We start from the raw sequence: 9,095 nt of genomic DNA, 5'->3' as shown, positions 1-9,095 counted from the left end.
GACCAGGTCGGCCTCTCAGTGATTTGAAGCTGGTTATCGCAGGTGTTCTGCACGTGCTCAAGGAAGGCGGCTCCTGGCGTGCTTTGGACGTCCCTGGCGTTGCCTGGGAAACCGTTTACGGCCACTTCCGCCGCTGGGCCAAGGCCGGTCTCTGGGATCAGGCCATGCAGCAGATGAAATGGCATGCAGGCAAGAACCTCGGCATGATTGACTCCACCCACATCAAGGTCCACCGCGACGGGGCCAACCCCGCCGGAGGCCAGGAACAACAGGCCATGAGCCGCACCAAGGGCGGACTCAACACGAAGCTGCATGCTGCGGTGGACGGGCGCTGCCAGCCACAATCCTTGATTTTGACGGCAGGGACGGAGGCTGATGTCTTGCATGCGCCAGCTTTGCTTGAATCTGTGGAGGGCAGGCGGGTGCTCATGGACAAGGCTTATGACAGCGATGGGTTGCGCGAGCTCATCGCGAGCAAAGGTATGAAAGCCTGCATTCCGCCGCGCAGCAACCGGGTGGCCCCTGCGGCTTACGACAAGGCGCTTTACAAGAAAAGGCACTGCGTAGAGAACTTCTTTGAGAAGATCAAAAGGATGCGGCGCATCGCCACTCGCTACGACAAAACCGACGTCTCCTTCATGGCCTTTGTCCTCCTTGGCATCTGCACTTTATCCCTCAGAAACCAATTTTAAAACACGCCCTAAGGGAATCGAGTTCACCGACTTCCCTCTCGACGAAATTGCCTTCTACTTCACAGACAATGTGCTGATGCTACCCAGCGAATACTAGCTTGGCATCCTGCCCGCCCAGGGAAACCTGGGCGGGCTTCTTGAGGTCTCCAACACGACCACGGGGCCGGGGAAGCGTGTTTCTTCGCAGGCTTGAAGCCATCCAGCATTCGCAGGCGAAGTCTCAACCGAGCCGCTTCCCCTCCTGTACCTGTAATCTCGCAAAATCTTGGAGCCGCTAAACCTAGAAGCAAAGACTAATCGCTATACATAATCTGGTTTTTGTGATAAGACTCAAGCCCATGTGGTCAGATAACGAAACTGTTGAGGACTTGATTGGATTTGAAGTCCATGCCGACTTGCTGAAGCAGGTCGTCTTGGATGAAACACTGTTGCCAGTTACGCTAGGCGTATTTGGTGATTGGGGCAATGGCAAGACGAGCATCATGAAGATGCTCGAGCAAAAGCTGGCAACCGATGAGTCTGTTGCGGTGCTGTATTTTGATGCATGGCTTTTTGAAGGCTACGACGATGCAAAAAGCGCTCTCATTTCCTCAATCATCACCCAGCTGACGGAGCACAGAAATTTTCCACAAGAAGTCAAAGCCCAAGCCGCGAGCCTGCTTGGCCGAGTGAACTACATGAGATTGCTTAAAATGGGCTGGGATAATGTGGCGTTGCCGGCAGTCCTTGCTTATGCGACCGGCGGAGCTACCGCCGTTCCATCGCTGATTTCCTCGCTTAGCGGTTTGTTTCGTGGCAACGGGAAAGAGCCACAAGCCCCCAAAGAGTCTCCGCTGGGCTCAGAGACCTTGTCCGAATTAGTAATAGAATCCAAGGAAGGGACTGAACATGACGTGCGATCCTTTCGTCGTGAATTCGGCGAACTTCTAAATGCGAGCAAATTCAAGGCACTTGTTGTTCTGATTGACGATCTTGATCGCTGTTCGCCGGACAGAATTGTTGAAAACCTTGAGGCCATAAAACTCTTCCTGAACGTCGATAAAACGGCGTTCGTAATCGGTGCAGATCACCGAATTGTGCGCCACGCAATCGCTGTAAGATATAAGGACGCGCTTGAGGCGGCAAAAACCTATGCAGTCGCAGGTCAGCAAGTTGACGCCGGAGAACAGTTAGTGAGGGATTACCTGGAGAAATTGGTTCAAGTGCCATATCACCTTCCTCGCTTAGCACCTGCCGAAATTGAAACTTACCTCACGCTGCTTTTCGCCAAGCGACACCTCAGCGAGGATCAGTTCAAGACCTGTTTAGAGGCTTGCCGCAAGCGACGTGAGAGCAACCGGTTTGGATGCTTCGGAATTGCAGACGTGCAGGAGTCATTGGGAACTGCGGTAACAGTTTCGAGTGATTTGCAGGCTTCGCTCTCATTCACAGCGGGTGCAGCATCGTTGATAACCGAGCATTTGAAAGGCAATCCCCGTCAGGTAAAACGATTCCTAAACGCCTTCGTTCTTCGTAAAAAGCTCGCGGAAGTTGCAAAAATGAGCCACCTCAAGGACGCAGTTCTGTTGAAGTTGATGCTCCTCGAATACTCCAATGAGGCCCGTTTCAGGGAGCTTGCGAATTGGTGTCTTGAGCAGAAAAAGACGCCTGAACAGCTTTCAAAGATGGAAAAGGAGCAAACCGATTGTCCTCAGGGATGGGAGACCACTTCTCTCAAGACCTGGGTATCAATGGAGCCACTACTCTCGCAGGTTGACCTTTCAGATTATCTGTGGCTGGCGCGAGATCGGCTAGCAACTTCATTGGTCGGCCTATCGCTTGTGCCTCCAAGTGTTCGGGTTGCATTCGACGCAATGATTTCCGAGACTGGTCGCAAGGTTCACGGAGGTTTAGTTAAGGCATTGCGCCAAGATGAGGCTGACAATTTGGCTGAACTCCTCACGAAGCATCTCCAAAGGGAGACGAAAGAGCCTAACGGCTATCAAGCCATCTTGGAGTATGCCAATCAACGCTCTGAATTTCTACCGCATCTGCTGAAGATTTTTCGCTCAATACCGGCGAGGGACATTCCGGCTTCTGTTGTCACAAGGCTCCAAACCATAGCAACGACCCAGGCAAATCACGGGACTGCTGTGCAAGAATTTATCGAATATTTAAAGAACACCAACAGCCAAGCAGGAAAGGCAGCGGCCATCAAACGCTCAGGAGGAAAATAGCATGGGAACATCTCGCTCAGCCCCTCCTTCACCAAAGTGGACGCAGGTTAAAACTGCAGTCACCACCGCTCTCAATTCTGGACCTGTTACGCCTCCGGTCGCACATGATTTGATTTCGCAGTTCGTCCAGCAAATGGCGAGCTCGACCAATCATGAAGGCTTCGGCGCACCGATAAAATTTATCAGCCCTGCCAAAGCGGATCAGCAGTTGCAGGCAATCGTGATATCATATCCTGCTTCCTCAAGAGCCTCAAGCACGACAAGTGGTCCAGGTGAGAATACGCGAGGCAGCGGGGGGCGAGCTTCCTCAAAGTCCAGTGCTTCAAGGAAGACGAGTGGCCAGAGGGGCAGCCGCTCCCGAGCAATTTCTGGAATTGGGATTCGTTCAACAGCTCAACGCGTTGCCAGCTTCCTTTCTGATGTAAGACAAGTTGGCTTAGTGCAAGCACTGGCAGAACGTGGTTTTTCGGATCTCGAAAATCTTCCGCCAGAGCGGCTTGCCATCGCGATTGCTGATGTTCTTCAGGAGAACTCCAGTTACATCATTGAGATCGAGCTTCGAGAAGCATTGAGTCAGGTTTTTGAGAAGATTTGTGTGAAGCAAGACGATCTCGCTAACCTTGAAATCGCACTAGACAACGCTGCGAGCGACATTGGCTCCGTACTCACTCAACTATTTGAATGCTATATCATTGAGCGATTTAAAACTAATCATGGCGAGCATCTAGCAAAAGAGCATGGCTATGAAGCAGCCGACAAAATTGTTAATGCAGCACGCGACTTTGTGGCCGCAGAATTAGCTTTCGAGGAAACGACCCGTCACGATCTGACGAGCGTTGATTGGGGGGGGAGAGAGGGTGAGGGCATCGTCAACGCCATCCTGGAACGTACTGTCGCAGTTTACATAGATACGGAGGGAAGCAGATGAAAGTAGAAGTGCAAATACACCCTGTAGAAGCGCTGCATGAATTCGCAAAGACGGAACTCGTAATCGCAAGTCTTGATGCAAAGCTTCAATTGGACCTGAACATTGAGCCCTTCCTCAAATTTTCATGGACAGCTTCACCTGTAGTTCTAGATCTTTTGCTCATTTCAGCGGTGGTATATGCCGCCGATAAAGCCATTAGCCGTGAGCATTTTGAAGATCGCTGGACACGCACTATTGACGTGTCGATCCCGGTTCATGATGCCGATAGATGGAATTCTGCCTCGGAATTGCTTGCACAAAGCATTTCCTTCCTCACGGGGGATCACTGGCGGTTTGAATTTGTCTCAACAACAAGTCGATTGATTCGGAGGCGAAGGAATCGCCGCTCTCCCAAAGGTTTCCCTTCGTCACCAGTGGTCAGCCTGCTTTCGGGTGGGTTAGATTCCTTTATCGGTGCCTTGGATCTCCTGTCGGAGCACTCTAATCGGTTTCTGTTTGCAAGCCACTATGACGGAAAGGTGCCCGGTCCCGCAAGTGATCAAGACAGGCTACTAGATCTGCTTGAAACGCATTTTCCCAAGAGAATTCGACACCTCCAAATGCGGATTGGAGTGCAGAAGCCAGAGCGTCTTTCGCAACCCACTTCCGAGGAGTGGCAAGCCGATTTCAAATTTGATCTCAACTTCAGAAGCCGATCATTTTCCTTTCTTGGCATCGCTATTCTAGCCGCAAGCAAGGTTGGAGCGAATACGGCTGTCTGGATACCCGAAAACGGCCCAATCGCCCTCAATATGCCGCTCAATCCGAGCAGGCGTGGATCATGCAGCACGAGAACGGTTCACCCTCACTTTCTATCCTCAATTCAAAAGGTATTGGATGCCGTCGGCATCCAACATGAGGTGAGTAATCCCTACGCCCTCTATACAAAGGGCGAAATGGTACGGGACTGCAAAGCTCAAGAGTTGCTCAAGGACGGATGCGAACTGACGAATTCATGTGCTAAATCAGGCCACAATGTTCACTGGGACGTGCGCAATGCAGGCGCTTGCGGACGATGCGTTCCTTGTATCTTCCGAAGAGCAAGTCTGCATGTTGCAAACTTGGATAATGAGACCTACGGCTATGACGTGCTCAAGCGTGACTTTCGCCAGGACGAGGATTTTTACGCGCTGCTTGGGCTGATACGGCGCAATCCTAGCGATAGCGAGATCGCTCGAATCCTCCTTGCCAATGGCAGACTTCCCATTAACCAACTCAACGATTATGTGGCAGTTGAAAGCCGAATGATCGCAGAGGTGAGGCAGTGGCTAGCAGATAAGGCAAGCCAAAAGATCAAGAACTTCGTGAGGATCAAGTGAAACAGACTCTTATCGATTCCCACTGCCATGTGGACCTTTACGACAACCCGCTCGCGATTGCCCAGGCAGCTGAGCGAGCTGGCATTTTGACTGTGGCCGTAACTTATCTGCCGAGCCACTACATACAAGCAAAGCTGCACCTGAATGGATTCCAATACGTGCGACCAGCTCTTGGACTTCACCCGCAGGTGGCAGATCAACACGAGCGCGAGATTCAAGCTTTCATCGAACAAGCGAAAGATGCTGAATACATTGGAGAAGTTGGGCTGGATTTCTCGAAAGAATACCGCCTAACGCAAGAAGTCCAGGAGCGGAGCTTTGCGCGGGTTATCGACTCGATTAAAGATCGACAGCGATTTGTTACATTGCACTCCCGAGGAGCAGAATTGGCGGTGTTGAGTCAGTTGACTTCAGCCCGGATGTATCCCGTTGTCTTTCATTGGTTTTCTGGCAGCCAAACACAACTCTTGCAGGTGCTCGACGCAGGTCATTATGTGTCATTCAACACAAAGATGATCGGCTCGGCCCGATGGGAGGAAGACATTATGCGTGTTCCCAAGGCGCGTGTGCTCACGGAGACTGACGGCCCGTTTGTTAGAGAGGGAAGAAAAATAGCAGTGCCTCAGGATACCCAAAATGTCATCAAATGGCTGGCAAAATCTTGGGCGGTATCAATCGAAGAAGCCATGCACCAAGTAGCTGTAAACTTCAGCGTTCTTCTGAAATAGGGTGAGCAAACTGGCGGCGGGAAAAGCCTTTCCCTCGCGCCTACTGCGTGGGGCGCTACCCTTTCTAACGGGAAGTGTCCCGTAACGCCCTCTCCCACCTCATGACGAAGGCAGTCTCTCCAAGACCGCTACCGCGCAGGAGAGCCAGCCCACGCCATTGCAGCCCTCTGCATCACCAGATGAAGCTGCCTGATACGCTACCGGCAAAGCCGTCCACTGCTCATTCACTTCATCCCGTGATGATCCTTCCTGCCTAACGGCAGGTATTGCCGCCGCCCCGTTTTTTTCATCACTCAGCGGCTCTGAAGCCTTCAGACGTTCAGCCCGTCAAGGGCATCCAAAGGCTGTCCCTAAAGGGCACCCTCCTTTGAACCCACCCTATGACTGTCTGCCCGTTCCTTCGGCAGTTGGTCGGCAGGTTTTGCGCGCGCGTGCGTGCTTTTCGCAAAACCGAAACAGGAGGAACTAACATGAAGACATCAGACATCTATGAACAAGTAACAGACCGCATCATCACCCAGCTTGAACAGGGCATCGCCCCCTGGAAGTCGCCTTATTTTTCTAAGGTCGGATTCCCCCGCAATTTCTCCACCGGCAAAGCCTACCAGGGCATTAACGTCTTTTTGCTTGGAAGCCACCGCTTCACCTCGCCCTACTTCCTCACCTTCATTCAAGCCAAGGAGCTTGGCGGGCATGTGCGCAAAGGCGAACGCGGTTCCCTTGTTGTCAAATATGGCAGCTACACGAAGCAGGATGAAGACGCCCCAGCCCAGAACGAGGAGGAAGCCGAAACACGCCGCTTCCTCAAAGGCTACACCGTGTTCCATGCCTCGCAGATCGAAGGCATCGAGTTCCCTGCCCCGGAGAACCTGCCCGAGCTTTCCCTGACGGAACGGACCGACCGCGCCCGCGAGATCATCGCCGGGATGCCAAAGCCCCCGGTGATCCGCTACGGCAGCGCAATCCCATGCTATCGCCCCGCTACTGATAGCGTCCACATGCCGGAGCCCGGCTTTTTCAGCAGTGAGGTGGCGCTCTTCTCAACCCTCTTTCATGAACTAGCTCACAGCACCGGACATGCCTCACGGCTTGCCAGGACGTCCCTGCTTGAGAATAAAGGCATTGATGAAGCAGGCGACACCGCCCGCAAAGTCTATGCCGAGGAAGAACTGGTTGCCGAGATGGCCGCAGCCTATCTGAATGCTCATGCGGGCATCATAGAAGATGAACTCGCCAACTCTGCCGCCTACCTGCAAAGCTGGATTAACGCTCTCAAATCCAAGGACGCCAAAGGCTGGGTTATCCGCGCAGCCTCACAGGCACAAAAGGCAGCGAACCATATCCTCAACATTCAGCCGGAGGTGCAGCCATGAGCGCGGCACTTCTCCCCCTGAATGATGTCGAGCTGATTGAATCAGTCAGCTTAAGCGATGCCGAGTTTGACGAGCTGGAAAACCAGCTCGCCATTCGGGCCGCCAGCCTTGGCTGGACTGGCGACCCCATGCGCCAACCCTTGCCGGTTGTCGCCGCCACCGTGCGCGGCATTCTCGCCAATCGCACAACCCCACCAAGGCGATAAACACTTTAGTGCAAATGACCGGTCCCCATATGGGGACCGTGAAATCCTATCACCGCGCCCTGTCTCTTTCCTGCAACATGGCGTATGACCGAAGCTACACCTGAAAATCGAAGCCCTGCCCCCGTCATATCGTTAATGACGGGGGCAAATGCCCGGAGCAGAAGCACCGCTCTCATTCGCTCGCTACGCCAAAGGCTTTGGTGGAGTCCCCGCCCTGCCCATCCCTTGGGTGGCCGCATAGCTGCGGCAGCTTGACTTCGCAAAGCGAAGTTTGTTATACTTCCCTCAAAGAGAGGGAATTTGTTCAAGCATCGTTTATCACGTCTAGGCTTCACACTGGTTGAGCTGTCCATTGTGCTGGTTGTTATCGGGCTGCTTATCGGCGGGGTTCTGGTTGGGCAGAGTATGATTAGAACGGTTGAGCTAAATAGGATGGGGAAAGAAGTTCTTCAAATCAAAATGGCTGCCGATCTATTTCAAACTAAATATAAATATATGGCCGGCGATTCCCCTAATATAAAATGCTCCGCTGCCGTTAATTGCTGGGACGACGACACAAAAGGAAATGGTACACTTACCGCTGGTTTGAGTGGCTCCTCTACCTTCTTTTGTCAATTACATTGCTCTGGCATGTTAGAGTTAAAACCCACCCCCAATCCAAGTGTGGCATCAGGTTACTGGAGAGGAGCTCTAAGACCATCTCCAATTAGCCCCAAAAACGCTGGCTTCAGTATTGATGACCCAGCTTGGTGGAATATTGCCACCAATTCAAGATATGGTGAGATGAAAATTCTTTTATTACAAGGTGGTTACAATATCGCAAGTGCTAGCGATAGGACTGTTACGATTAACTCAGGTGAGTTGAATAAATCGGATCTTTTAGCCATAGATTCTAAGGCGTGTTTTAAAATTGATTTCTGAGGGATAAAATGCAGATGCCAAGGAGGACAAAAGCCATGAAGGAGACGTCGGTTTTGTCGTAGCGCGTGGCGATGCGCCGCATCCTTTTGATCTTCTCAAAGAAGTTCTCCACGCAGTGCCTTTTCTTGTAAAGCACCTTGTCGTAAGCCGCCGGGGCCACCCGGTTGCTGCGCGGCGGAATGCAGGCTTTCATACCTTTGCTTGCGATGAGCTCGCGCAACCCATCGCTGTCATAGGCCTTGTCCATGAGCACCCGCCTGCCCTCCACAGATTCAAGCAAAGCTGGCGCATGCAAGACATCAGCTTCCGTCCCTGCCGTCAAAATCAAGGCTTGTGGCTGGCAGCGCCCGTCCACCGCAGCATGCAGCTTCGTGTTGAGTCCGCCCTTGGTGCGGCTCATGGCCTGTTGTTCCTGGCCTCCGGCGGGGTTGGCCCCGTCCCGGTGGACCTTGATGTGGGTGGAGTCAATCATGCCGAGGTTCTTGCCTGCATGCCATTTCATCTGCTGCATGGCCTGATCCCAGAGACCGGCCTTGGCCCAGCGGCGGAAGTGGCCGTAAACAGTTTCCCAGGCAACGCCAGGGACGTCCAAAGCACGCCAGGAGCCGCCTTCTTTGAGCACGTGCAGAACACCTGCGATGACCAGCTTCAAATCACTGAGAGGCCGACCTGG

10 protein-coding genes are annotated in these 9,095 nt (G+C 52.7%); 9 read left to right on the top strand and 1 reads right to left on the bottom strand.

Going from position 1 to position 9,095, the window contains the following annotated elements; translation table 11 throughout:
* From EI77_RS23080 to EI77_RS23045, 9 genes are all read left to right on the top strand, one after another.
* Positions 1 to 692 (top strand): IS5 family transposase (locus EI77_RS23080; protein ID WP_133797679.1); only part of this gene is annotated, 692 nt, incomplete at its 5' end.
* Entirely contained in the window at positions 646 to 789 is a 144-nt protein-coding gene (locus EI77_RS24235) for a DUF6876 family protein (RefSeq protein WP_425606571.1), read from the top strand. The genes EI77_RS23080 and EI77_RS24235, both read left to right, overlap by 47 nt.
* 241 nt (positions 790 to 1,030) lie before the next feature.
* Positions 1,031 to 2,908 (top strand): KAP family P-loop NTPase fold protein, encoded by a 1,878-nt coding sequence (locus EI77_RS23075; protein ID WP_133797678.1) that lies wholly within the window; start codon positions 1,031 to 1,033, stop codon positions 2,906 to 2,908.
* A 1-nt stretch (position 2,909) separates the two neighbouring features.
* Complete coding sequence (locus EI77_RS23070; RefSeq protein WP_133797677.1) at positions 2,910 to 3,836, top strand: hypothetical protein; 927 nt, start codon at positions 2,910 to 2,912, stop codon at positions 3,834 to 3,836.
* Positions 3,833 to 5,194: a Qat anti-phage system QueC-like protein QatC gene (qatC, locus tag EI77_RS23065; protein ID WP_133797676.1), complete on the top strand. Its 1,362-nt coding sequence runs from the start codon at positions 3,833 to 3,835 to the stop codon at positions 5,192 to 5,194. Before EI77_RS23070 ends, qatC begins: the two co-directional genes overlap by 4 nt.
* Complete coding sequence (locus tag EI77_RS23060) at positions 5,191 to 5,922, top strand: TatD family hydrolase (protein WP_133797675.1); 732 nt, start codon at positions 5,191 to 5,193, stop codon at positions 5,920 to 5,922. The genes qatC and EI77_RS23060 overlap by 4 nt, the downstream gene beginning before the upstream one ends.
* A 470-nt stretch (positions 5,923 to 6,392) precedes the next feature.
* A complete protein-coding gene (locus tag EI77_RS23055) occupies positions 6,393 to 7,295 on the top strand; it encodes an ArdC family protein (protein ID WP_166647468.1) in 903 nt (300 codons plus the stop codon).
* Positions 7,292 to 7,501, top strand: a complete 210-nt coding sequence (locus EI77_RS23050; RefSeq protein ID WP_133797673.1) for a hypothetical protein — start codon at positions 7,292 to 7,294, stop codon at positions 7,499 to 7,501. Before EI77_RS23055 ends, EI77_RS23050 begins: the two co-directional genes overlap by 4 nt.
* 300 nt (positions 7,502 to 7,801) lie before the next feature.
* A complete protein-coding gene (locus EI77_RS23045; protein WP_133797672.1) occupies positions 7,802 to 8,422 on the top strand; it encodes a type II secretion system protein in 621 nt (206 codons plus the stop codon).
* Here the strand turns inward: EI77_RS23045 and EI77_RS23040 are convergent.
* Positions 8,406 to 9,095, bottom strand: a 690-nt coding sequence (locus tag EI77_RS23040) for an IS5 family transposase (protein WP_133797095.1), incomplete at its 5' end; no start/stop codon positions are given. The genes EI77_RS23045 and EI77_RS23040 overlap by 17 nt on opposite strands.

This window comes from Prosthecobacter fusiformis (assembly GCF_004364345.1).
GTDB lineage: Bacteria > Verrucomicrobiota > Verrucomicrobiia > Verrucomicrobiales > Verrucomicrobiaceae > Prosthecobacter > Prosthecobacter fusiformis.
This window is presented reverse-complemented; position numbering and strand designations above follow the sequence as displayed.